19 protein-coding genes, 1 tRNA gene and 1 pseudogene are annotated in these 20,174 nt (G+C 60.4%); 7 read left to right on the plus strand and 14 right to left on the minus strand.

The window, feature by feature from the left end; translation table 11 throughout:
• Window positions 1-47: 47 nt before the first annotated feature.
• Complete coding sequence (locus tag OGL92_RS04565; RefSeq protein ID WP_263141076.1) at window positions 48-695, plus strand: DUF2959 domain-containing protein; 648 nt, start codon at window positions 48-50, stop codon at window positions 693-695.
• On the opposite strand, the gene OGL92_RS04570 is transcribed toward OGL92_RS04565, so the two are convergent.
• On the minus strand, window positions 692-1,345 hold the full coding sequence (locus OGL92_RS04570; RefSeq protein WP_263141078.1) for a thiopurine S-methyltransferase: 654 nt from the start codon (window positions 1,343-1,345) through the stop codon (window positions 692-694). The genes OGL92_RS04565 and OGL92_RS04570 overlap by 4 nt on opposite strands.
• A 99-nt stretch (window positions 1,346-1,444) precedes the next feature.
• Here OGL92_RS04570 and OGL92_RS04575 point away from each other — a divergent pair, with 99 nt between their 5' ends.
• Window positions 1,445-2,212, plus strand: a complete 768-nt coding sequence (locus OGL92_RS04575) for a class III extradiol ring-cleavage dioxygenase (protein WP_263141080.1) — start codon at window positions 1,445-1,447, stop codon at window positions 2,210-2,212.
• Window positions 2,213-2,327: 115 nt separating this feature from the next.
• Here OGL92_RS04575 and OGL92_RS04580 read toward each other — a convergent pair whose 3' ends face one another.
• Together OGL92_RS04580 and rimO are read right to left on the minus strand one after the other, a co-directional pair.
• The gene (locus OGL92_RS04580) at window positions 2,328-2,642 is read right to left on the minus strand and encodes a DUF4345 domain-containing protein (protein ID WP_263141082.1); all 315 of its coding nucleotides are present in this window, start codon (window positions 2,640-2,642) and stop codon (window positions 2,328-2,330) included.
• Window positions 2,611-3,933 carry a 30S ribosomal protein S12 methylthiotransferase RimO gene (gene rimO, locus OGL92_RS04585; protein ID WP_263141084.1) on the minus strand — a complete coding sequence of 441 codons (1,323 nt, stop codon included), beginning with the start codon at window positions 3,931-3,933 and terminating at the stop codon, window positions 2,611-2,613. Before rimO ends, OGL92_RS04580 begins: the two co-directional genes overlap by 32 nt.
• Window positions 3,934-4,139: 206 nt before the next feature.
• Between rimO and OGL92_RS04590 the strand changes: the two genes are divergently transcribed.
• Window positions 4,140-6,041 (plus strand): potassium transporter Kup, encoded by a 1,902-nt coding sequence (locus OGL92_RS04590; RefSeq protein WP_263141087.1) that lies wholly within the window; start codon window positions 4,140-4,142, stop codon window positions 6,039-6,041.
• 35 nt (window positions 6,042-6,076) lie between these two features.
• Here OGL92_RS04590 and OGL92_RS04595 read toward each other — a convergent pair whose 3' ends face one another.
• The 6 genes from OGL92_RS04595 to OGL92_RS04620 all read right to left on the minus strand — a co-directional run bounded on the left by OGL92_RS04595 (window position 6,077) and on the right by OGL92_RS04620 (window position 13,311).
• On the minus strand, window positions 6,077-7,354 hold the full coding sequence (locus OGL92_RS04595; protein WP_263141090.1) for an AcvB/VirJ family lysyl-phosphatidylglycerol hydrolase: 1,278 nt from the start codon (window positions 7,352-7,354) through the stop codon (window positions 6,077-6,079).
• Window positions 7,354-10,014: a bifunctional lysylphosphatidylglycerol flippase/synthetase MprF gene (mprF, locus tag OGL92_RS04600; protein WP_263141091.1), complete on the minus strand. Its 2,661-nt coding sequence runs from the start codon at window positions 10,012-10,014 to the stop codon at window positions 7,354-7,356. Before mprF ends, OGL92_RS04595 begins: the two co-directional genes overlap by 1 nt.
• A gap of 176 nt (window positions 10,015-10,190) precedes the next feature.
• Complete coding sequence (locus tag OGL92_RS04605; RefSeq protein ID WP_263141092.1) at window positions 10,191-10,427, minus strand: glutaredoxin family protein; 237 nt, start codon at window positions 10,425-10,427, stop codon at window positions 10,191-10,193.
• Window positions 10,428-10,474: 47 nt separating this feature from the next.
• On the minus strand, window positions 10,475-11,638 hold the full coding sequence (locus OGL92_RS04610) for a DUF5610 domain-containing protein (protein ID WP_263141094.1): 1,164 nt from the start codon (window positions 11,636-11,638) through the stop codon (window positions 10,475-10,477).
• Window positions 11,639-12,176: 538 nt separating this feature from the next.
• Window positions 12,177-12,935, minus strand: a complete 759-nt coding sequence (locus OGL92_RS04615; protein WP_263141095.1) for an RES family NAD+ phosphorylase — start codon at window positions 12,933-12,935, stop codon at window positions 12,177-12,179.
• 4 nt (window positions 12,936-12,939) lie between these two features.
• Window positions 12,940-13,311, minus strand: coding sequence for an antitoxin Xre/MbcA/ParS toxin-binding domain-containing protein (locus OGL92_RS04620; RefSeq protein WP_263141096.1), 372 nt, complete (start codon window positions 13,309-13,311; stop codon window positions 12,940-12,942).
• A 286-nt stretch (window positions 13,312-13,597) separates the two neighbouring features.
• On the opposite strand from OGL92_RS04620, the gene OGL92_RS04625 reads away from it, so the two are divergent.
• Window positions 13,598-15,199: a M28 family metallopeptidase gene (locus OGL92_RS04625; protein ID WP_263141098.1), complete on the plus strand. Its 1,602-nt coding sequence runs from the start codon at window positions 13,598-13,600 to the stop codon at window positions 15,197-15,199.
• A gap of 543 nt (window positions 15,200-15,742) precedes the next feature.
• Here the strand turns inward: OGL92_RS04625 and OGL92_RS04630 are convergent.
• From OGL92_RS04630 to OGL92_RS04645, 4 genes are all read right to left on the minus strand, one after another.
• Window positions 15,743-16,618 (minus strand): hypothetical protein, encoded by an 876-nt coding sequence (locus OGL92_RS04630; protein ID WP_263141100.1) that lies wholly within the window; start codon window positions 16,616-16,618, stop codon window positions 15,743-15,745.
• A gap of 3 nt (window positions 16,619-16,621) precedes the next feature.
• Complete coding sequence (locus OGL92_RS04635) at window positions 16,622-17,374, minus strand: hypothetical protein (protein ID WP_263141102.1); 753 nt, start codon at window positions 17,372-17,374, stop codon at window positions 16,622-16,624.
• 47 nt (window positions 17,375-17,421) lie between these two features.
• Entirely contained in the window at window positions 17,422-18,492 is a 1,071-nt protein-coding gene (locus OGL92_RS04640; RefSeq protein ID WP_263141104.1) for a hypothetical protein, read from the minus strand.
• Between the two features lie 95 nt (window positions 18,493-18,587).
• Complete coding sequence (locus OGL92_RS04645; protein ID WP_263141106.1) at window positions 18,588-18,860, minus strand: DNA-binding protein; 273 nt, start codon at window positions 18,858-18,860, stop codon at window positions 18,588-18,590.
• A 120-nt stretch (window positions 18,861-18,980) separates the two neighbouring features.
• On the opposite strand from OGL92_RS04645, the pseudogene OGL92_RS04650 reads away from it, so the two are divergent.
• The 3 genes and pseudogenes from OGL92_RS04650 to OGL92_RS04660 form a co-directional block, all read left to right on the plus strand.
• Window positions 18,981-19,172, plus strand: a pseudogene (locus OGL92_RS04650) (DNA-binding protein); the annotation flags it as partial.
• Between the two features lie 166 nt (window positions 19,173-19,338).
• Window positions 19,339-19,617 carry an antitoxin of toxin-antitoxin stability system gene (locus OGL92_RS04655; protein ID WP_263141107.1) on the plus strand — a complete coding sequence of 93 codons (279 nt, stop codon included), beginning with the start codon at window positions 19,339-19,341 and terminating at the stop codon, window positions 19,615-19,617.
• The gene (locus OGL92_RS04660; protein WP_263141109.1) at window positions 19,614-19,898 is read left to right on the plus strand and encodes a type II toxin-antitoxin system RelE/ParE family toxin; all 285 of its coding nucleotides are present in this window, start codon (window positions 19,614-19,616) and stop codon (window positions 19,896-19,898) included. The genes OGL92_RS04655 and OGL92_RS04660 overlap by 4 nt, the downstream gene beginning before the upstream one ends.
• A gap of 93 nt (window positions 19,899-19,991) precedes the next feature.
• Here OGL92_RS04660 and OGL92_RS04665 read toward each other — a convergent pair.
• Window positions 19,992-20,081 (minus strand) — tRNA-Ser (locus OGL92_RS04665).
• Window positions 20,082-20,174 lie beyond the last annotated feature (93 nt).

A 20,174-nucleotide genomic window follows, 5' to 3' on the forward strand; every position in this document is an offset into this window, starting at 1 on the left:
AGGCGATCCGGGTTAAGGTGGCGCGTTACCTTCCTCCGGAGTCAGCCATGCGTTTTCCCGTCCTCCTGTTCACCGCTTTGCTCGCCCTGGGCGGATGCCAGAGCACCTACTACGCCGCGATGGAAAAAGCCGGCGTGCACAAGCGCGACATCCTCGTCGACCGGGTGGAGGCGGCCCGTGATTCCCAGCAAGACGCCAAGCAGCAATTCAAGGATGCCCTGGAACGCTACCGCAGCGTGGTACAGGTGCAGGGCGGCGAACTCGAGGCCCGCTACGACGCGCTGAATGCCGAATACGAGGCCAGCGTGGCCAGCGCCAACGACGTCAAGGCACGAATCGCCGCGGTGGAGGATGTCGCCGAGGCGCTGTTCGACGAATGGAACGACGAGCTGGGCGAATACAGCAACGCCAGTCTGCGGGCCACCAGCGCCAAGGAACTGAGCCGTACCCGCCAAGAATACAAAGGGCTGCTGCAGCGCATGAAGGCGGCGGAGAAACGCATCGACCCGGTACTGAGCGTGCTGCACGACCAAGTCCTGTTCCTCAAGCACAACCTCAATGCGCGGGCCATCGGCGCCTTGCAGGGCGAGTACGTCAGCCTGCAAGGCAACGTCGACCAGTTGATGCGTGACATGCAGCGCTCGATCGACGAGGCCGATGCCTTCATTCGCCATCTGCAATCGAGCAAGGACTAGCGGTCGATTCGATAGATGCGCTCCTCGAGCCGGTCCAGGCCGCGCTTGAGGAACTTCCAGTTTTCCGCCAGCACATCGGGGCTTTCCAGCAACTCCACGCCGAACGCCGGGGCGTAGCCCTCGCGCACTTCCGCGTCGCTGACGGCGAAGGGCGGACCGGCCATCCCGTCCTGCTCGTAATCGAGGGTGATCAGCAGGCCCTTGAGCGGCGTCGGCAGTATCGCCGCCAGATGGGTCCGATAACGCGCGCGCATGTCCGCCGGGAGCGCGATCAGCGCAGCCCGGTCGTACAGCCCGCTGCAATCGGCGACATCCTCGGCGGTGAGAGAAAAGAAATCGCCGCACCAGAGCTCGAGGCCCGCGGCTCGGTAGCGCACGAAAGCCCCCTGGGCCTGCATTTCCGCCTGCAATCCCTGCTCGGCGAAGAAGTCCTGCACCGCCTTCTCCATCAACTCCACACCCAGCACCCTGTGGCCTTGGTGCGCCAACCACGCCATGTCCAGGGTCTTGCCGCACAGCGGTACCAGGACCCGCGAGCCGGATGCCAGGCCGAGCGAGGGCCAGTGGCGGATCAGGTAGGGGTTCACCTCGTTGAGGTGAAAGCCGATTTCGTTGCGGGTCCACCGCCTTTGCCAGAATGCCGGGTCCATTGCTCCACCGATTCGATCAAAATGCACAGGAATTTATACTGGTTCAGGATAGGCCTGCTGGGGAAGATGGAAGCCCTTCCAGCGGAGGTCGTCCACATCATGCTTCCCAGTCTGTTCATCTCCCACGGATCGCCCATGCTCGCCCTGGAGCCGGGCGCCAGCGGCCCGGCATTGGCCAGGTTGGCCGCCGAGCTGCCACGTCCCCGGGCGATTCTGGTGGTGTCCGCCCACTGGGAAAGCAACGAACTGCTGGTCAGCGGCAATCCCCAACCGGCCACCTGGCACGACTTCCATGGCTTCCCCCCGGCGCTCTACGGGGTGGAATATCCCGCGCCGGGCGACCCGCGACTCGCCCGGACGATCGTCGAGCGCCTGGCCGCCGCCGGACTGCCGGCGCGACTGGACGGCGAACGCCCGCGCGACCACGGCGCCTGGGTGCCGCTGTCCCTGATGTATCCGCAGGCCGACATTCCGGTCGTGCAACTGTCCTTGCCCAGCGCCTTCGGCCCGACCCTGCAGACTCGCATCGGCCGAGCGCTGGCGAGCCTGCGGGGCGAAGACGTCCTGCTGATCGGCTCCGGCAGCATCACCCATAACCTGGGCGAACTGGATTGGCGCGCCGGGCCCGAAGTCATCGAGCCCTGGGCCGGGGCCTTCCGCGACTGGATGGTCGCGCGTCTCGCCGAGGACGACGAAAGCGCGCTGCACGACTATCGGCAACGTGCGCCCCACGCCGTCCGCAACCATCCGCGGGACGAGCATCTGTTGCCGCTGTATTTCGCCCGCGGCGCCGGCCAGCGCTTCGGCCTGGCCCACCAGGGGTTCACCCTGGGGGCACTGGGTATGGATATCTACCGTTTCGACTGAGCGCAGGGCGCTTCGGGCTCGTGCCCGGCACTGCGTGCCAGCAGGCAGAGGCCGATGAGGAACATCGGCACCTCCACGGCCACCGCCAGCCAGGCGAACCCCGTAAACGGTGCCGTCAACGGCGAAGCTGAGCAGGCGCCCGCTGAAGGCGGCCGAGGAACACCGTTTCCAGCAACAGCCCGGCGCGATATCGACGCGCATCGCCCGCGGCGTACAGCAACAGCCCGCCTATCCCCGCGTAAAGCCCCATGATGGCACGGAAAATGTGCAACTGCTCCTGCCGCAGGCTCAAGCCGAGCACAGGCTCGACGACGAAGCGCGGGGCGATGCCGTAGAGCGCGCCGATCGCGACGCCCGACGCGGCGAGGAATACCCGCAAACCCTTCACGCACCCCGGTTCAAAGGGGTTCGGCCCACAGGTCGTATTCATCGGCATCGGTGATGCGCACGCGTATCCGGTCGCCCGGCTTGACGGCCTGGGTATCGATGAACACGTTGCCGTCGATTTCCGGCGCATCCGCATAGGAGCGGCCCACGGCGCCCTGCTCGTCGACCTCGTCGATCAGCACCTCGATTTCCCGACCGACCTTGAGCTGCAGGCGCGCCGCGGAGATGGCCTGCTGGTGGGCCATGAAACGCTCCCAGCGATCCTGCTTGACCTCGTCGGGAACCGCATCGCCCAGCGCGTTGGCCGGCGCCCCGTCCACGGGCGAATACTGGAAGCAACCCACCCGGTCGAGTTGGGCTTCGGTCAGCCAGTTCAGCAGGTACTGGAAATCTTCCTCGGTTTCGCCGGGAAACCCGACGATGAAGGTGGAGCGGATCGTCAACTCGGGGCAGATGGCCCGCCATTGCTTGATCCGCGCCAGGGTCTTGTCCTCGAACGCCGGGCGCTTCATCGCCTTGAGCACCTTGGGGCTGGCGTGCTGGAACGGAATGTCCAGGTACGGCAACAACTTGCCGGCCGCCATCAGCGGGATCACGTCGTCCACGTTGGGATAGGGATAGACATAGTGCAAGCGCACCCATACGCCCATGCTCGACAGCGCTTCGCAGAGCTCCAGCATGCGGGTCTTCACCGGCTGGCCGTTCCAGAAGTCGGTCTTGTATTTCAGGTCGACGCCGTAGGCGCTGGTGTCCTGGGAGATCACCAGCAACTCCTTCACCCCCGCCTTGACCAAGCGCTCGGCCTCGCCGAGCACGCTGCCCACCGGGCGGCTGACCAGCTTGCCGCGCATCGACGGGATGATGCAAAAGCTGCAGCTGTGGTTGCAGCCTTCGGAAATCTTCAGGTAGGCGTAGTGCCGGGGCGTCAGCTTGATGCCCTGGGGCGGTACCAGGTCGATCAGCGGGTTGTGCTCGGTCTGCGGCGGCACGACTTGGTGGACGGCGGACACCACCTGCTCGTACTGCTGTGGACCGGTCACCGCCAGCACGCTGGGATGCACATTACGAATGGAGCCCTCCTCCCCCCCCATGCAGCCGGTGACGATCACTTTGCCGTTCTCGGCGATGGCCTCGCCGATGACTTCCAACGATTCGGCCTTGGCGCTGTCGATAAACCCACAGGTGTTGACCACCACCACATCGGCGTCCTGGTAGGTCGAGACGACTTCGTACCCTTCCATGCGCAACTGGGTGAGGATACGTTCGGAATCGACGAGGGCCTTGGGGCATCCCAGGGAAACGAAGCCGACTTTGGGCGTGGACAGGGTGGACATGGCTAACCTCGACGGGCGCTCAGGGGGCGCCTCTGATCAAAAAGTGCGCAATTCTAGCGGCAGCTCGAAGGCTTGAACAGTCTTCCGAGCGACCGGTCGCCGGCTAGGCTAAAAGATCGAAACTGCGACATCTCGCCATCCGGCACTTGTCTGCGAGGGACGGCTGGACGAGGATGCGCAACATTTTTCTTCGCAGGATGGGTTGAATGAGCGAAAACGTCGCACGACCGGCTCAGCATGCCGGACCGGTCTCGTCCTCGATGGGAATGCTAGTGGCCGCGGTAGGGGTGGTGTATGGCGACATCGGCACCAGCCCCCTGTACACCCTGAAAGAGGTATTCGCCGGGCACTACGGCGTGCAGGCCAACCACGACGGCGTGCTGGGCATTCTGTCGCTGATCTTCTGGTCGTTGATCTGGGTCGTCTCGATCAAATACGTGCTGTTCATCCTGCGCGCCGACAACCAGGGCGAAGGCGGCGTGATCGCCCTGACCGCCCTGGCCCGCCGCGCCGCCCTGCCCTACCCGCGGCTGAAGACCGTGCTGGTGCTGCTCGGCCTGTTCGGCGCGGCGCTGTTCTACGGCGACAGCATGATCACCCCGGCCATTTCCGTACTGTCGGCGGTGGAGGGCCTGGAAATCGCCTTCGACGGCCTGGAGCATTGGGTGGTGCCCCTGGCGCTGGTCCTGCTGATCGGTCTGTTCCTGATCCAGAAGCGCGGCACCGCGCAGATCGGCATCCTCTTCGGGCCGATCATGGTGCTCTGGTTCAGCGTGCTCGGCATCCTCGGCCTCTACGGCATCCTCCAACGCCCGGAAGTCCTCAAGGCACTGAACCCCTACTGGGGCGTGCACTTCTTCATCGTCCACCCAGCCATCGGCGTGGCCATCCTCGGCGCGGTCGTGTTGGCGCTGACCGGGGCCGAGGCCTTGTACGCGGACATGGGCCATTTCGGCCGCAAGCCGATCGCCCGCGCCTGGTTCGCCCTGGTGCTGCCCGGGCTGGTGCTGAACTACTTCGGCCAGGGCGCGCTGCTGCTGGAGAACCCCGAGGCGGCACGCAACCCCTTCTACCTGCTGGCGCCGTCCTGGGCCCTGCTGCCGTTGGTGGGCTTGTCGACCCTGGCCACGGTGATCGCCTCGCAAGCAGTGATTTCCGGGGCCTTCTCGTTGACGCGGCAGGCCATCCAGCTGGGCTATGTGCCGCGCATGCACATCCAGCACACCTCCAGCCATGAACAGGGACAGATCTACATCGGCGCGGTGAACTGGGCCCTGATGGTCGGCGTGGTGCTGCTGGTGCTGGGCTTCGAATCCTCCGGCGCCCTGGCCTCGGCCTACGGCGTCGCGGTGACCGGCACCATGCTGATCACCACCCTGCTGGTCACCGCGGTCATGTTGCTGCTCTGGAAAACCCCGCTCTGGCTGGCGATTCCGCTGCTGGTGGGCTTCCTCTTCGTCGACAGCCTGTTCTTCGCCGCCAACGTGCCGAAGATCATCGAGGGCGGCGCCTTCCCGGTGATCGCCGGCATCGCCCTGTTCGCCCTGATGACCACCTGGAAACGCGGACGGCAGATCCTGGTGGAGCGCCTGGACGAGAGCGCCCTGCCCTTGCCGTTGTTCATCGGCAGCATCCGCAGCCAGCCGCCCCATCGCGTCCAGGGCACCGCGGTGTTCCTCACCGCGCGGCCGGACGCCGTACCCCATGCCCTGCTGCACAACCTACTGCATAACCAGGTGCTGCACGAACAGGTGGTGCTGCTCACGGTGATCAGCGCGGACCAGCCGCGGGTCGCGCCGGAAAACCGCTTCGAGGTGGATACATACGGCGATGGTTTCTTCCGCGTGCTGCTGCATTTCGGCTTCATCGAGGAACCGGACGTACCGGCGGCGCTGGCGCTCTGCCCGCTGAGCGAGCTGGACTTCGCGCCGATGCGCACCACCTATTTCCTCAGCCGGGAAACCGTGATCCCCACCCGACGCATGGGCATGGCGCGCTGGCGCGAGGCGCTATTCGCCTTCCTGCTGAAGAACGCCAACAGCAACCTGCGCTACTTCAACCTGCCGTTGAACCGGGTGATCGAACTGGGGACCCAGGTGGAAATCTGAGGGCGCCGGGCCTGCGCAGGCGGGCCCGGGTTCCATCAAGGCTGCGCGCGCTGGCGCTGGAGAATCGCCTGGACCAGGCGCTTGGCCAGGGCGGGATAGTCTTCGTCGTAGTGATGGCCACCGGGCAGCCGCAGGTTCTCGCCGTGGGACTCGGGCAAAGTACAGCCGCTTTCCTCGGCCTCTTCCTCGCCGTAGATACACAGCAGTTTCTCCGCCGGCAACTTGGCCAGCTCAGGCCCCACCGGCGCTTCCTCGCCAGCCTTGCCGAGCCAGCCCTGGACGCGAATCTCGAAGCTCAGGCTGCGCTCCATGGACAGCAGGAAAATACCGTCCACCTGCTTCTGCTCGCCTTCGCTCAGTTGCCCGTAGATCGACGGCAGCACGTTGGCGCCGAAGGAAAAGCCGATCAACACGAAACGCTTGGCGGCCCATTTCTCGCGGTAGTGGCGCATGAGCTGGGACAGATCGGCCGCCGATTGCTTTGCGGTCTTGTGCTGCCAGTAGTAACGCAGGGTATCCACCCCCACCACCGGGTAACCGAGTTCGGCCATCTGCGCCGCGACGTCGCGGTCCAGGTCGCGCCAGCCGCCATCGCCGGAATAGAACAGGATGACGGTATCGCTGGCCTTGGCCTTGTCGACCGGCACCTCCACCACCGGGATCGACTCCCCGTTGCCCTGCAACAACCGCTGCAACTCGCTGCGCAGCAAGGCCGGCAACGCCGCGTCGTAGTCGGCGATGAGGGTTTCAGCATTCTCCACGCCGCGGGCGAAGCGTGCGCTGTCGTCATCCGGCGAGTCGTTCCAGGCGATGCTCCAGCGCCCGTGGGCGGTATGCGGCGGCAAGGCCTGGGGGCAGTCGGCATGCTCCAGGGAGAAATCCACGGACAGCGCCCGCGCGGCATCGTCACCCTGCCCCGCCAGCCAGCGCCAAGCCAGCGCGGCGCCCGGGCCAATGCCCGCCACCAGAGTCGGCGGCGCCTGCAACTTGCCGCCGGCGTCGCGCAAGCGCGCGGCCTGCAGCGAACAGTCGTTGCCGGCCAGGGTGAATTGCAGCAACTCGGCTCCGGTGCTGTCCGCGAGCGCCAACAGCTCCGCCTCGCTCAAGCCCTGACCTTCGGGCACCGCCAGCAGCACCCGCTGGCCACGGGCGGTGCCGGGCATGGCATGCAGGGCGGGCGTCCCGTCCTCCAGCGCCAAGGGCTCCACACGACTCTGGGAGGGCATACGCAACCAGATCCATAGCCCGGCCGCGAGGAGAACCAGCAGTAAGACGACGAGCAGGCGCGGCCAAACGCGCTTGAAGGAAAACATCAGCGTTTCACCAATCCAGTCAGGCCGCCGGCAATCAACGCAGCGGTGTCGGCCAGCGCCAGCAGCGGGTCGAGGCCGGCGGGCACGGCCATGTAGCGGGGCTCCCAGTCAGGCTGGAACTTGTCCTTGAAACGCCGCAGCCCCTGGAAGTTGTAGAACTGCTCGCCACGGCGGAATACCAGGGCTCCGAGGCGCTGCGGCAAGGGCGCGCCACGCCGCGGCTGCAGGCCGGCCAGGGGAACCATGCCCAGGCTGAAGCGCTGATGGCCGCGCGCCTTGAAGTGCAGGATCAACCCGAGCATGAGGAATTCCATGGTCAGCTTGGGCGCATCCGGGTGAACGCGCATCAGGTCCAGGCTGGCGATTTCCAGGCTGTCGGTTTCCAGCAGGTTGGCGAAAGCCACCGGCTTGCCCTGGTCGTGCACCACGGCGATGCGGAAATGCTGCAGGTAGGCGGGGTCGAAGCGGCCGAGGGAAAACCCCTTTTCGCGCACCTGCTTGCCCAGCATCCAGGCGTCGGAAATGATCCGCAGCTCGTCCAGCGGCGCACAACCGGGCGCATAGAGTTCCAGGCTCAGTCCGTCCCGCTGGCCGCGGTTCCAGGTGTAGCGCAGGTCCTTCTTGCCTTTGCTGTCGAGATCGAAGCGAACCAGGTCGACACAGGCCTCCTCGCCCAGCTTAAGCGCGGTCAAGCCGATGTCCATGTAATACGGCAGGTTCTCCGCGCGGACCTGATAGAACACCGGCCGCGCATGGTAGCGATCGCAGAGGTCGCGGAACTGCCAGATCAGCTCGGCACGCTGCAGCGGCGGACCGATCGGATCGAACAGCGTCACCAGGCTGCGACCGCGGCGGGCGAACATCAGGAAGGCCTCGTCCGTGGGATGGAACAGCAGGGCCTTGTCCCCGGTGAGCACAAGGCCCCCATCGGGCTGCTCGGAATGGCGCACGATGGTCGCGGCGCGCTGCAACTCCTCGGCGTCCGGTACATGGATGACCGGAGGCGCCGGGCGCAACAGCCACACCAGCCCGATCCCCACCAGGAGCAGCCCGCTGCCGAGGGTGGCGCGCAGGGTGCGCGGCGCATCGCCGTCCACCGCGAACTGCCACCAGAGTTCATGGCTGTAGGGCACGTCCTGATAGGCGAAGAACATCAGCCAGATCGCCGCACCGAGCACGCAGGCGCTGGCCGCCAGGTTGAACGGCGAAAAGGGCATCTCCAGCAGCCGGCTCGGCCGGTAGAAGGCGCGCCGGAATACCGCCAGCAGCGCGGCGGTAAGCGTCAGCAGGCTCGCCTCTTCCCAGTCGAACCCCTTGAGCAGGGAAAGCCCGGCGCCCACCAGCAGCAGGATCACCGTCAGCACCCAGGCGGCCGACAACCGGCGGCGCAGGCCATGGGCGAGCAACAGGCAGAGAATGCCGATCAGGCTGGCGGCCAGGTGCGAAGCATCGATCAACCGGCTCGGGATCAGGAAACTCAAGTGCTCCAGGCGCATGTCCGCCGCCGGCGTGGCGCCGGAAAACAGCAACACGACGCCCGACAGGAATACCATCAGCGAGAGCACCGGCGCGGCCAGGCCGGACGCCAGGCGAAACGCCTGGCGTCCGGCGGGGAAGTAGCGCTGAGCCTCGTTGGCCAGCAGCAGCAGGCAGCCCAGCACCAACGGCAGGCCCACGTAGATCAATCGATAAAGCAGCAATGCCGCCGCCAGCGGTGCGGCGCCGACTTGGCCGGCGAAGGCTGCCAGCAGCACCGCCTCGAAGACCCCGACCCCGCCGGGTACGTGGCTGAGCACGCCGGCCGCCAGCGCCAGCAGGTAGACCAGCATGAAGGCGCCAAGCGGCGGAGCCTCCGGCAGCATCAGGTACAGCACTGTCGCCGCGGCGCACACGTCCACCAGGGTGATGAGCATTTGCAGCGCACTCAGGCGCAGCCCGGGCAAGCGCACCAGTCGACGCCCCAGGCGCACCTCGATGCAACCGGGCGCCGGGATTTCCGCGGTACGCCGCCGCGACAGATACACCAGCAACGACGCGATCGGCACGAGGATCGCGAGGGCAATGAGCGCCACGCTCCATTCCGGCAGCTTCAGCGCCAGCGCGGCATCCGGCAGGTCGCTCAACGCGGCCAGGGCGGCCAGCGGAGGCAACGCGCACCCCAGGGACAGGCTGGCGAACAGCGTCATCCGCGCGATATCGCCCGCGCCCAGCCCCTCGCGAATGTAAAGGCGATAACGCACCGACCCTCCGGAAAGCAGCGAAAGGCCCACCGCGTTGCCCACGGCGAACGCGCAGAACCCACCCAGCGCGAGACGCGACGGCGGCAGGTGAACGCCTGCGAAACGACTCGCCGACCATTCGTAGCCGAGCAGGCTGAGGAAGCCCACGGCCGTCGCCAGCAAGGCGCCATACAGGCTGCTGCGCGGCACATCCAGCATTGCGCCGCGCAGGCTTTCCGGGTCGAGCTCGTGTAGCAGGTGCCAGCAGGCGATCAGGCCCAGGGCGAACAGCAACAATGCGAAGCCCAGCCCGAAGGCCTGCCGGTAGGCGCTGACCTGCTCGAGCCAGCGCAGGCGCGCGGGCTGTTCGACGATGGGAATATCCAGGGAAGGAACGGGGGTATCGCTGGGCAGTGAATCGGCGTGCATCGAGCACCTCATGCTATATGCCCCTCAGAGTAGGAGGCGTAATGCCCGGTTCCAAGGGTTTGAGCAAACTTTCCGGAGGCTTGGTCAAGGCGATCGCCTGTGCATCCTTGCCAATGTGTTTTTTCGTCCATGTCGGGCACAAAGACGAAAGCCACTCCAAGGAGTGGCTTTTCGGACAACGGGACGACTCAATTCAAGAACGCGTTCACCTGCTCGGACGCGAAGGGCCAACCCAGTTCGGCACCCGTATCCAGGCGCACTAACACCGGGATTCTCAGCCCGTACCGCTCGACCCACTCGCTGCGCTGGGCGATGTCCACGTGGGTCAACGTCAGCCCTCGCTCGATGAAGGGGTGCAGGAGCATTTCCGCTCGCTCGCACAAATGACAACCCAGCGTACCGAACAATTGGCATTCGGGAGCCATCGCCGCGCACTCCTCCTAGAGACAGGGCGCGGAGTCTACCACGCGCCTCAGGAAAGCGATCCAGAGGCCTTGGCGGTATCCGTGGGGAAGAGCTTCTGCAATCCGTCCAGCAAGCTGCCGTTGAGGGTATCCGCCTTGTCCAGGAGCGACTGGTCGAACCGCTCGTCGAGGGAGAAACCGCCCTTGAGCAAGTCTTGCAGGGTGCTCTTGCCGTCTTCGGCGAAATCGTTGGCGGTGTTCATGGCATCCAGCAGGTTTTGCGCGTATTCGCGCAAGCTGCCGTTGACGGCACTGGCAGCGCCACTGCCCTGGCTCGGGTCGACACCTTGCTGCGCCACGTCGCTATAGGCATCGGTCGCCTTGCGGACCGAGCTCTGGGTAAGGTTCAGCGACATGGACGCCAGCTGCGTGCCGTCGAGCTGCAGGTCCATGGCCCGGTCGAACGCGCCGGATAGGTCGCCGGAATAGAACTTGTTGGAAATGTCCTGGACCTGGTTCAGCAAATCCTTGAGCGAGGCCTTCTCGTCGTCGCTGAGATCGCCCTCGACGCTCACGTTCCAGGCGCCTATCTGCAGGTTGCCGGAGCGGCTCGCGGTGGCGCTGTTCTGCCCATCGCCGACGCTGGCGCTCTTCGACCATTCGGAGGATGCCTGGGCGATGGAAATGCGTAATTTATCCCCTTCCTTCGTCGTGACCTGGAGATCGAAGGTCTGCGCCTTGGCAGTGGAGCGCTCGCTGTAGGCGGCCGACGAGATGGACGCAGTGTCCGGGACGCTGGCCGCGCTTCCGCCCCCGTAGGCTTTTTCCAGGTTGTCCAGGCCGGCCTGGATTTTGTTGTAGGTCGTGTCGATGTCTTCGGCGACCTGCCCCTTCAGCAGGCCCATCCCATCAAGGATCTTGCGCGCCTCGGAGAAGCCTTTTTCGATGCCGTCGCGGGCCTGGGTCAACAGTTTCTGCATTTTCTCGGAGTCGGCGCCCGAGGCGGATTCACTTTTAAGGCGTCCCTCGATGAAACCGAGCAGCCGGTCGGAGACCTTGTCGGGTGTGTAGTCCTCTTTCTTGCCGGACAGGGCACTCGGGTCCATACCCAGGCGATTGGCCAGTCGATTGGCGAGGGTACTTTGCGCATCGGCGCTACTGCGTATGGTCGGCTGGGTAGGAAAGGCTTGCCGAGCGGTAGAAGTCGAGTTGGGGAGGCTCAAGGCGGACATGGCGGTATCTCGAAAGCTGGCATGTAACCGGTTGACGGCAGGCGTCGCCAAAAGTTGAGACCGTGAATCGCCTTTCGACAGACGGCGCGAAACGAAAATCGGCCTTGCTCTCCTGACTTTCGGCGGCTCGTGGCGAAACGGGCGGCCAAGGGGCAAGCAAGCATGCTGAAGCGATGGACAAACGGTGATTTTTCCTCAGTTCTTATGAAGAAATAAACTTGTCAAAAACACCGGCAGTTGATCTTGAAACTCACTCTCAGACAATCCACAAAAACTGTGGATAAGTCTGTGCAAAAGGTGGTGGAAAATCCCCTCAAGGCCGAGAGGACGGGGCTTTCAGTCAAATTGGCGCTTTTTTCACCAATAAAAATAATCGTTATAAATCAATAGGTTATGTATAAATTACTAACCCGGCTGAGTTTATGCCAGAAAAGAACTAAAGCTTGACAAGCCATTTTCGGATTGTGCACAAGTCTTACGCCTGCTCGCGTGGGACGGCCCTTTTTGGGGCACGCGGCCCCCGCCGGCATTGGACCGCTCAGCTCGCGGGCGATGGAAACCCGCCGGCTGTCATGAAGGCTTCACGCATGAAGCTTCTGGGCTGATTGGGAAAATGCGCCAGCTTGAAGGCCACCTGGTCGGCCGTGGTTTCGCACAGCCACGGCTCCAGATTGAAGGGCTTTCTTTCGAGAAATGCCTGTGGCGTGAAAAGCGCCACGTTGACGCCAGATGCTTGTCGCGCCGACCGATACTCGAACGCCTGGACGCCAGCGGCCCGCATCGCCGCGCCCAGTGCCTGGGTAGCGCTGTAGCGGCAGGGATCGGTGAGAACCTCGGCAAAGGCCGAGAAAGGCTCGGCCTGCAAGCGCACACCTCTCGCCACGCCGTAGCGGGCACCGAACGACACGTGCTCCGACAGCAAGCGCCCACCGGGCGGCGGGAGGACCATGCCATCCCAGAGCACGAATCGGTAGTACGCGGCCTCCGCCATGGCCGTCTCCACCCGCGTCGCACCATAGAACAGACTGGGCTCCTGGCGGCTGCCGAACCGCGACCCCCAGCGCAGGGGCGGATAGCGGAACGGGGTTTTCAATAGATAGTGCAGCCCGGGATCGCTATCCACGGGCAAGGGCGGCTTGCAGGTTTCGATCAACTCCTCCAGCAGGGCTTGTTCCGCCAAGGTATCCACGAGCCTGGACGTCGCCACCTGCTCCTGGCTTTCCACCATGCGCACCAGGCGGCCACGCAAAGGCTGGATGCACCCCTCGCCCTCGCAGGCCAGCCAAATCTCGGACACCGCATCAGACCTTGCCACGGATCGCATCCAGATACTCGACCACCCGGACGAGCCCCTGCACCTGCCTCATCAGGTCCAGCGGAACGCCATCCAGGTGGCGATTTTCGGTGCGCAGGAAATGCCGGATGTCCTCGGGGCTGCCGCCGAACAGGGCGAAGAGCGAGCGATAGGCGCGAATCAGCAGCAGCGCCAATTCCCCGGTCTTGCTTTGCGGACGCAGGCCGCCGCTTTCCGCCCAGCGTGTCAACGCCGTGCGATGCACCCCTACGATGGCAGCGAGCTCCTGCTGGGTCAGGCCCAGGTGCTCGCGGGTATTCAGCAGGGCCTTGGCCAATACCTCGTCAGCCTCTGGCTGTGGCCGGGTCAGCGCGGTCATGTGCTCCTATTCCTCAGATGCTTTTTCACAAAATAACCGGTTTCTGTCGATTTCACACTCATCCATGAACAGGAAACCTGTAACGACGCTCTTCCAGCAGATGAATCAACAGAAGCGAAATTTGCCGAAAATCTGCACTTCGTCTCAAAAATGAACGCGAGCCGGGATTTTTCCCAAAGCGCGTCTAGGCTCGTTTTCGTCCGGATGACGCAGTAAAGGACTATATGGGGGATCGGCCGCCAGCCCGTCTCCAGAGAAAGACACTCCATATAAGGATTGGAGACAAATGCCCAAGAACGTAAAACACGTGCGTGCCGCCGTCGGCTCCCTGGCCTTGGCTCTCAGCACCGCGGCACTCGCCGCGCCCATCAAGGAAAACGACCTGTTGAACGAATTCTGGAGCCCTTCCAGGCCCAATCCGTTCGAATGCAGTCTGGGTATCCTCAACAGCACGCCCATGGGACTGCCGCGTTGCATGCAAGCCAGCCGCATCAGCCAGCACCTGCAAAACCTTCAGGACATCGCGAAAGCCCACTCCGGCAACCGCGCCGCCGGACTGCCCGGCTACCAATCCTCGGTCGACTATGTGAAGGACACCCTGAAGCGCGCCGGCTATGCCGTCACCGTGCAGCCTTTCCCCTTCACCGCCTTTTATCCCCAGGGCCCCGGCTCGCTCTCCGCCACGGCACCCACGCCGGTCTCCTATGTATGGGAGGAGGACTTCAACTACCTGTCCCAGACCGAGCCAGGTAACGTGACCGCCACCGTGGTACCCGTGGATGTCACCCTCGGCGCCGGCAACAAGTCCACCAGCGGCTGCGAGGCGGAAGATTTCGCCGGCTTCCCGGCGGGCTCCATCGCGCTGATCCAGCGGGGCACCTGCACCTACCAACAAAAAGCCGAGAACGCGGCCGCCGCCGGTGCGGTGGGTGTCGTGGTTTTCAACCAGGGCGACGCCGATGACCGTAAAGGGTTGCTCAACGCGACCCTGGGCGACAGCTACAAAGGCGGCATCCCGGTGGTGTTCGCCACCTACGACAAGGGCGCGGCCTGGGCGGAAACCGCCGGCTTGAAGCTCAACTTGGTGGTCGACGTGGTCCGGAAGAAAACCCAGACCTACAACGTCATCGCCGAGACCCGTACCGGCAACCCGAACAACATCGTGATGGTCGGCGGCCACCTGGACTCGGTGCCGGAAGGTCCGGGTATCAACGACAACGGCTCGGGCAGCGCAGCCATCCTCGAACTGGCGTTGCAAATGCGCAAAGCCTATCCCCTGAACAAGGTGCGTTTCGCCTGGTGGGGGGCCGAGGAGTCCGGTCTGGTGGGTTCCACTTACTACGTCGATCAGCTATCGGATAGCGAGCGCGCGAAGATCAAGACTTACCTGAACTTCGACATGATCGGCTCGCCCAACTTCGCCTACTTCATCTATGACGGCGACGGCTCGGTCTATGACCTGAAGGGCCCGCCGGGTTCCGCCGCGGTCGAGAAGCTGTTCGAGAAGTACTACCGGCTGCGCGGCTTGGAATCCGAAGGCGACGCCATTACCTTCCGATCCGACTATGCCGAGTTCTTCAACAAAGGCATTTCGTTCGGCGGCCTGTTCAGCGGCGCCGAGGTAGTGAAAACCGAGGAGCAGGCAGCCAAGTACGGTGGTGAAGCGAACAAGGCATTCGACGAATGCTATCACCAAGCCTGCGACAACATGACCAACATCAACAACGAAGCCCTGGAAATCAACGGCGATGCCATCGCGTTCGTGACCAGCTGGCTGTCCCTGTCCACCAAGGTGATCGACGACGAAATCGCCGCATCGAAAACCAATGCCAAGCTGGCACCTGCCGCTTACGACATCACCCACTGGGGCGACCACTGGGTCAAGTGATCCTCAGCCAACCTGTCAGGCGAGACTCGACGCCTTCGCCCGACAGCATCGATCGAGCCAAATGCAGCCTCCGTTGCATTTGACTCGTAAGTCGCAAGGACGCGACCCCTTTCCCACACACCTCTCACTAGAACCGGTGCTCTCTCCTGCCCCGGCCATCAGCCAAAAGCAACGCTTCACGCCCATGGGTTCAGTCCTCAAAGAAATCGCTTAGGCACCAGCGAATTCTCTTCTTGATCGAATCGTCGTGGAAAGCTAAGCCCTGGTTCACCTCTCCTGAGTGCGTGCCTCAATAAGGGATTGGAGGGACGACAGCGAGACTGGATCAATAGAAAGCCAAGAAATCTCCAGAAAAGAAAAAGCTCCAGAAGCGTGACCCTCTGGAGCTTTTGTATATGGTGGGGAGATAGGGATTTGAACCCGTTTTTGAGCGGTTTCAGTGCGTCACAATGCGTGCCAGTGTGTGATTTTGCTGGGGCTCAGCGTGTCGATTCGTGGCTATGCGGCACAGTGTTTTCGACACTTTTTCGACACTATTAGGCTCTATCCCGCTTTTGCTCCTTGCTCGGTCTCAATGTCATCACTCTGCTTTGACTCTGACTTCCTCTCATAGGTGCGCATCACCACATCGCCTGAAGAGTAAATCCAAGAAATTGCGCTTTCCGTCTCTTCGATACCTAGAACAGAATCTTTATTGCTAATCAGAACAACAAGGTTTGCTTTCAAACTGCTAGATGCGTAGTCAATCGGCTTCTCTTTTATCAACCTCTCAAATCTAAGCACGCCCGCATAGTATGAAAGAGAAAGCACAACACCGAAGAAAACAAAGCCCATTCCAGATATCAAATTCCCTCTATATTTAGGTCGTTTCTTTAGTTTACGGACCAATTTACTGGGCTTAGCTACTAAAATATCTGTTTTCAGTATTGCTGCAAAAGTGAGTACCGCCACTGCCAACACCGGAATTGCGCTAAGAGTGAAACCAGAGGGAGTAACGTAGGTTAAAAATAACAATCCTACGCCAGCAAAAACAGTCATCCCCCAGTAGTAGGCACTCTCTTCATCAGATCGCCCTTTGTAATTAACTACATATTTTCTGAGCCATTTAAATTTATGTCCCCTCCTATCAGCACCGGTGAAGAATATGGACATAGAAACAATGAACTGAGATATCACAAACCCCATGACCCTTGCGACTGAATAGCAAAACGTCACGTAAAATATAAACAAAGCGCTGAAGGTAGGAAACATATCAACGGCAGCAGCAGAAATCACCCATATGGGAAAGCCGGTTACAAATCCTGCATAGTGGGTAATGACAAAAGCTAGAAATATGAACACACCCCTTAAGCATAACCAAAGGAGTTTGTATTCATTTAGCTTCGCATACCCAAGTTTGAAAGCTTCAACCGCTGTCATAAGTCATCCCATTGGGCTGAAGCTGCTAGCCGCAACACAGTAACGATCTCTCAATCTATCGCTACTTTCCTTCCGATCACTATCATAGCGAGCGCGCCAAGTGCGGCATTCCTCATGATAATGCTGTTTGGCAGCTTTTCGGCATTCGCGGTAGTCGATTGATCCCCGCTTGTGGTTTGCACAGACTGTTGTGCCGTCAATGTGGTTGTTAATCGATATCCATTCGGCCAGATAGTTGGTGCCGCCATTCCAGCTTTTGATCCATCTGGAAGTACGCTCACGCTGCACGGAGCGTTGTTGCTGTCTTGGTTGCTCAACCGATGCAATCTGTTGAACAGGTGCGGGTGCCGGCTTGTAGGTGTTTACAGGCTGCTTTGGCGTATAGTTGTTATCGTTGAACACCGTTTGCCGTTCGTGGGTTTCCTGGGCGCGTTGGCGTGACCATTCTTCAAGTTCGCGGTTGGCTTGGATGGTCTGTTGGGCTTGGCTAGATCTGATCCAGTCTTGATCATTGCCTTGTAGTGCTTCGGCTGGTGGCTGCTGAGGCTGTGCAGGCTGCTGGCTGAATATGGGCTCACCGCCAAAGCGGATGGCCTGCTTGAGCTGCACCACGTCGATCACGATGGGTTTTGCGAATACTGCTACCAGTCCGCAAAAAATGGCTGAGCCAACACCCAGAATCGCCAGCGTTCGCCATGGGCCTTGTTTCTTGCGTGGCTTTAAGTAATCAGGAACATCGTCCTTGTCAGCTTTCATCACTACTCCTTGTGCTCATAAATAAATCTGTCTGCTTCTAGTGAAAATTATTCAGATAGCGGCTTAATATTGTCTTCATTAATGCCCGCAAGCTTTGGTATAAATAGATATCTATCCATATCGCCGTAAGAGCCACCATCTTCAAATTCCACGTTAATCCTGACTACAAAATCGATCCCGCTGGATATTTTTCCATGCTTTCTTATAGCTACAATCTTGGACTTAGAGCCAGGTTCCACGACAGCTTCACTACCCTCATATCTGAAAATCGGCTCTCCATAATCTGCCCACAACTCACCTATTGCATCATCGCGTTTTTTATTATCAAGAACCCTGTGAGCTGCAGACCGCCTCCCTTCATATTCATCGCCTTGTATATCAACCTCGGCCGAGGCCTTCATTGCAACCAGCGTTGTATTTTCAACCTCGAAAACTAGTATGATATAGCTATTTTCCTTTCTTGCTTCTATAAACTCTATTGGATGCTTTTGGGCTGTCGGGGATATTCCCGTCATGAGGCGCCCAGCAGTCATTCCGTCAAGCTCAAAACCTTTCTCATACAAGCTCCAGTACCGAGCTTTATTATAAAAATGATCCGGCGCAACGCCTGTAACAATTCCGTACCCCATCCACCCAACAAACACTGCTAAGAAAGAGAGAACTAAAATTATCGGCCCTAGACCCACCGGCTCTCGACCATACTTAAAAAACAACGAACCTTTGGCGTCAGCTGAACGTAGCCTTACGTTCTTTCTTGAATTACTCTCTTCATCACCCTCAATAATTACACTGACCCTGACTCTTTCTCCAGACAAAATTCTATCTATCTTTAAGCAATTGCCGTCGACCACGGCCCCTAAAGAGTCACAGCTTATTATTTCTATGTAGCAGGTGTTTTTGAAAAAAAGTTCTATGTCACACTCTTTATCCTTCCCCTTATTACCTATAACGATCGTGGAGCTTTTCGCGCGCCGACCACCACTATATACATCCTCTATATCATCATAGATCGTGGCATATAACTGCCTATATCTAAACAATGAAAAGAATTTATTAAGGGCAAAAGTTATGAAGAACGTAATAACTGCAGCTATTAGGATTTTTATAGTTTCTTGCATATAGCCGCCGTGGAAACACATGGATCAATTGCCCTGTCCATAATGCCTTTATCCTTTTGGGGCGTACCAGCGCCTAGCTACTTCCGTTGTAATCGCTATCCCGCGTTTTGATTGGGCAAATTTCGGTCGGCCTCTTCGTATTCGGGGCTGACTTGTCCTTTGTCCGGCATGACCTCCCCAGTCATGAGCCACCAGCGGTACTGCGGATACATCCTCCCCAGATGCTCCACTTCTTCGGCACCAATGCGAGCCCTACCCCGCTTGATGCTCTGCCAACGCACATAGTCCTTGCTGTTCACCTCTGCCAGCTCTTTGAGGCTGGTTGCGTTTAGCAATTGATGCGCTCTATCGGCCATGCGTTGTGCCATTAACAAGTACCAATTATGGAATATTGCCATAATGCACCTCTATGGATAATACCCATATGGACTATATCCATGAGGCAAATTCACTGCCTCGAATATTGACACGAATAGGCACGGAACGACATGGGGCTGGAACAGCTGGACACCAACAAGCTGATAGGCCCGCAACAGGACGTTGAAACCATTGAAACCTGGGCGGATCGCAACGGCATCACCTACGACACGGCTCGCTCCTGGGCCATGCGTGGTGTGCTGCCTACCGTGAAGCTCGGCAAACGCCGCATGGTCAACAGCGCCATGCTCTGGCACTGGCTTGCACCGGATCACCTGCAGGACGCCGTTAAACTCTGGCCTGTTGATGACTACCGCCATTTCATTGATCTGATTACACCAGATCCTCTCTTTACTGACAGCCTCTGAATCTTGGCTTAACATGCCTAGAAACGTATATACGTCGCACACACGAAAAAGGGTATCTCTCATGGCTAAAGAAGCGGTATTCAACCTGAAACTGGAGCCTGAACTGCGTGACGGATTCATGGCCGCGGCCCAAGCTGCTCACCTCCCGGCCTCCCAGGTAATGCGTGACCTTATGCGTGATTACATTCGCCAGCAGCAGCAAGCCAAAGCGCATGATGAATTCGTTCAACGCAAAGTGACTGTTGCTAGAGCTTCTGTCGAGGCTGGCCGTGGCCGATCCAATGAAGATGTAGAAGCCACCTTCGCTGCACGCCGTGCTAAGGCACTGGGACAAGAATGAGGGTCATCTGGACGCCCGAAGCTGAGCAGGACCGTTTGGATATATGGGATTACATCGCGGCAGATAACCTTCCAGCAGCCGTACGCATGGATGAGCTATTCAGTGCTGCTGCAGCATCCCTAAAAGACTTTCCCGACAAGGGGAAATTAGGACTAGTCGTAGGCACCCGTGAACTGATTCCCCACGAAAACTACCGGCTCGTCTATCAGACCGAAAATGATGCGGTCTGGATTCTTGCCTTGGTACATGTCGCCAGAATGTGGCCTCCGCTCCAAGGTTGAGCAGCAAGCCAGAGTGTTTTTCGACAGTCGGTAGACCCTGAAAAGCAAAAGCCCCCGAAACTCTAGGAATTTCAGGGGCTTAGGCTTGAGATATGGCGGGGAGATAGGGATTTGAACCCTAGGTACCCGCGAGGGTACAACGGATTTCGAATCCGTCCCGTTCGGCCACTCCGGCATCTCCCCGGCGGCGCGCATGATAACAGCTGAAAGCCTCCGGGTGAAACCCATCGCGAAGGATTTTTCGCGTGCTATCAGGCGCTTGCGGGAACGCTGCGG

This window comes from Pseudomonas sp. RIT-PI-AD, assembly GCF_025642785.1.
Lineage (GTDB): Bacteria > Pseudomonadota > Gammaproteobacteria > Pseudomonadales > Pseudomonadaceae > Pseudomonas_T.

Bases quoted from the DNA above. Each gene is read 5' to 3' on its own strand.
- OGL92_RS04565 (WP_263141076.1), top strand. From the start codon at position 48: ATGCGTTTTCCCGTCCTCCTGTTCACCGCTTTGCTCGCCCTGGGCGGA.
- OGL92_RS04570 (WP_263141078.1), bottom strand. From the start codon at position 1,345: ATGGACCCGGCATTCTGGCAAAGGCGGTGGACCCGCAACGAAATCGGC.
- OGL92_RS04575 (WP_263141080.1), top strand. From the start codon at position 1,445: ATGCTTCCCAGTCTGTTCATCTCCCACGGATCGCCCATGCTCGCCCTG.
- OGL92_RS04580 (WP_263141082.1), bottom strand. From the start codon at position 2,642: ATGAATACGACCTGTGGGCCGAACCCCTTTGAACCGGGGTGCGTGAAG.
- rimO (WP_263141084.1), bottom strand. From the start codon at position 3,933: ATGTCCACCCTGTCCACGCCCAAAGTCGGCTTCGTTTCCCTGGGATGC.
- OGL92_RS04590 (WP_263141087.1), top strand. From the start codon at position 4,140: ATGAGCGAAAACGTCGCACGACCGGCTCAGCATGCCGGACCGGTCTCG.
- OGL92_RS04595 (WP_263141090.1), bottom strand. From the start codon at position 7,354: ATGTTTTCCTTCAAGCGCGTTTGGCCGCGCCTGCTCGTCGTCTTACTG.
- mprF (WP_263141091.1), bottom strand. From the start codon at position 10,014: ATGAGGTGCTCGATGCACGCCGATTCACTGCCCAGCGATACCCCCGTT.
- OGL92_RS04605 (WP_263141092.1), bottom strand. From the start codon at position 10,427: ATGGCTCCCGAATGCCAATTGTTCGGTACGCTGGGTTGTCATTTGTGC.
- OGL92_RS04610 (WP_263141094.1), bottom strand. From the start codon at position 11,638: ATGTCCGCCTTGAGCCTCCCCAACTCGACTTCTACCGCTCGGCAAGCC.
- OGL92_RS04620 (WP_263141096.1), bottom strand. From the start codon at position 13,311: ATGACCGCGCTGACCCGGCCACAGCCAGAGGCTGACGAGGTATTGGCC.
- OGL92_RS04625 (WP_263141098.1), top strand. From the start codon at position 13,598: ATGCCCAAGAACGTAAAACACGTGCGTGCCGCCGTCGGCTCCCTGGCC.
- OGL92_RS04630 (WP_263141100.1), bottom strand. From the start codon at position 16,618: ATGACAGCGGTTGAAGCTTTCAAACTTGGGTATGCGAAGCTAAATGAA.
- OGL92_RS04635 (WP_263141102.1), bottom strand. From the start codon at position 17,374: ATGAAAGCTGACAAGGACGATGTTCCTGATTACTTAAAGCCACGCAAG.
- OGL92_RS04640 (WP_263141104.1), bottom strand. From the start codon at position 18,492: ATGCAAGAAACTATAAAAATCCTAATAGCTGCAGTTATTACGTTCTTC.
- OGL92_RS04645 (WP_263141106.1), bottom strand. From the start codon at position 18,860: ATGGCACAACGCATGGCCGATAGAGCGCATCAATTGCTAAACGCAACC.
- OGL92_RS04655 (WP_263141107.1), top strand. From the start codon at position 19,339: ATGGCTAAAGAAGCGGTATTCAACCTGAAACTGGAGCCTGAACTGCGT.
- OGL92_RS04660 (WP_263141109.1), top strand. From the start codon at position 19,614: ATGAGGGTCATCTGGACGCCCGAAGCTGAGCAGGACCGTTTGGATATA.